Source organism: Bacillus sp. 05T22 (assembly GCF_056396765.1).
Genome location: NZ_JBFTMC010000217.1, coordinates 1 through 2,602 on the forward strand (window position 1 = coordinate 1; position 2,602 = coordinate 2,602).

The following is a 2,602-nucleotide window of genomic DNA, read 5'->3' on the forward strand; positions in this document are numbered from 1 at the left end:
TACACCAGCCATCCATAATGATTACACCAGCCATCCATAATGATATGATGGAAACTAATCACCAATTGAGATGGTTCATTTTCTAAGTGAATTAAAGCTACACGAATTAAACTATCGTTTTCTAAGTCAAAACCTCTTCGAACATCTGCTTTTAAGAAGGTGTCTTTTTCCTTCTCTTGATTTTTTGATTTGGAAAGGTCGATTTCATTAAATTCAATAGCTCTTCCCTTTAACATAACTTGTCTTGGTTCACTTACATTTTGATACACAATACTGGTTTCAAGCACGCCGTGCTTTTCTTTTAATAAGTCCAAACTCAATTTTAAATTCTCAACAGAGTTTAAGCCACTAACGGAATACACACTTTGAACAACATACTCACTTGACTCTTCATTTAGCAATTTGTGATACAACATTCCTTCTTGCATCCCTGTCATTGGGATAATGCGATCAATCTCATATCCCTTTTCCACATACTTTTGAACAACTTTGTTGTATTCTTCAAGTGACCAATATTCTTCTCCATGGTCAAAAGGTGTCCGAATGGTTTCTTTTTGTCCCAAGCAATGGTGAATTACTTCTAGTAATTCATCTTTGATTGCTTGTATAAAAGTATTCATCTCCTCTTTTAAGTACTCTGAACCATTGAAACTTAAAACTAAACTTAATTTTTTATCTGAGATTGCACCATCTAAAGATAATTTGGTATGGAAAGTATCCTTTTCTGAAACATCCCTTCCATGTGAAAGACTACTCTCTGAAAAATCTTCTCCGGATTGACTAAATTGAAACTCTCCAAGATAATTAAAGGTTAAATCCGGTTCCACTCCCTCAAGAACGGTCTCCCCCAATTTATTAAGAATGCCATATCCAATCCCATGATGAGGGATTCTCCGTAAGTTTTCTTTAGTCTTACTAATATCCGTTCCGATGGAATCACCAAGTTCCTCTAAGACAACTGGATACGTACTAGTAAACCAGCCGACGGTACGATCAATGACCACATGATCCACAATCGCTTCACGTCCATGACCTTCCATATGAATAGCTAAAGAAGTTTGACCTGTCATCTTGTTCACCGCACGACCAACCGCCGTTAATAGTAAATCATTGATTTCAGTTGAATAAGCCATGCTGGCTTTTTGTAGTAAGTCCTCAGTCTCTCTTTTAGATAAAGACATTTTTACTTTTTGAGGATCTAAGTATAACTCTCCTTCTTTTACAGGCAATAACAATTTCCCATCATTCACTTTAGACTCAACTGTCTGCCAATAATTCACTTCAGACTGTAATTGAGAGCTTTCACGATAAGATTGAAGTGCTAAACTCCACTCCTTAAAAGAGTGAGTTTTAGGAGGAAAGTTAATCTCCTTCCCTTTTTTAGCAGCTTCATAGGCCGATTTAAGATCCTCCACCAAAATTCTCCAAGAGACACCATCTACCACTAAATGATGGATACTCAAAAGGAGATAATCACCATCTGTTAGACTAAAGATTCCAGCCTTTAAAAGTGGACCATTTTCCAAATCCATACTAGCTTGAATTCTAGTAGCCTGCTCATCAACCATGTAATAAGCTTTTTCCAATGGGAACGTGGTGTAATCATAGCTTTCTACTGTTACTAATTCACTTTCAGCTATAGGTAGAATAACTTGTTTCCCGTCTCTATAAGTAGCTCTTAACATATCATGATGGATTGCCAATGATCTTAACGCTTGCTTCAAAGGCAGGAGTGCTAATCCCGTAGGGATTTGTAAGAAAACGGATTGGTTAAAATGGTGCTTATCTATTCCTTTATGCTTCATAAACGCTTTTTGAATTGGAATCATCGGAACCTCTCCCATAACTTCCGATTGGTTAATCTCCAACACTACCTCTTCCACTTGAACACCTTGTCCTATTCTTCGAGGTGTTTTTTTATCCATAATATCTGGGACTTTTAAGCTGTACCCTTTTTCTCTTAACTTCGAAATAATACGGATCGCCTTAATAGAGTCTCCACCTAATGAAAAGAAGTTCGCATCGATTCCTAGTAATCCATCAATATTCAACACATCTTTAAAGGCTTGTACAATAGCTTCTTCTCTCTCATTTCTAGGTTCAATATATTCTTCTAAATCTGTAAAACTAGGGTCCGGTAAGGCCTTACGATCTAATTTACCAGTTCGAGTTCGTGGGAAATCTTCCAATTGCACAAAACAAGCAGGTATCATATATTCCGGTGAATTTTTACTTAGTTCTTCCTTTAAGTACGCAGCTTCCACAGAAGATTCTGTTATAATGTATCCGCAAATCATCTTTGAGCCGTTATTTTCTTTGACCAACACGACAGCATCTGACACTTCAGGTATCGCTCTGAGTTTACTTTCAATTTCACCCAACTCAATACGGAAGCCTCGAATTTTTACTTGTTCATCTATTCGACCAAGATAGTCAATATTTCCATCTGAAGTCCATCTCGCTAAGTCTCCCGTTCGATACATCTTTTGTTCAGGAATATATGGATTTTCTACAAATTTTTCTTCTGTTAAATCTGGTCTATTTAAATATCCCCGAGTTACTCMATCGCCACCAATACACAATTCTCCAGGAACTCCAATTC

At 37.0% G+C, this 2,602-nt stretch carries 1 protein-coding gene; it reads right to left on the bottom strand.

The window, feature by feature from the left end:
* Positions 1-2,602 (bottom strand): condensation domain-containing protein (locus AC1DIT_RS27850; protein ID WP_476998580.1); only part of this gene is annotated, 2,602 nt, incomplete at both ends.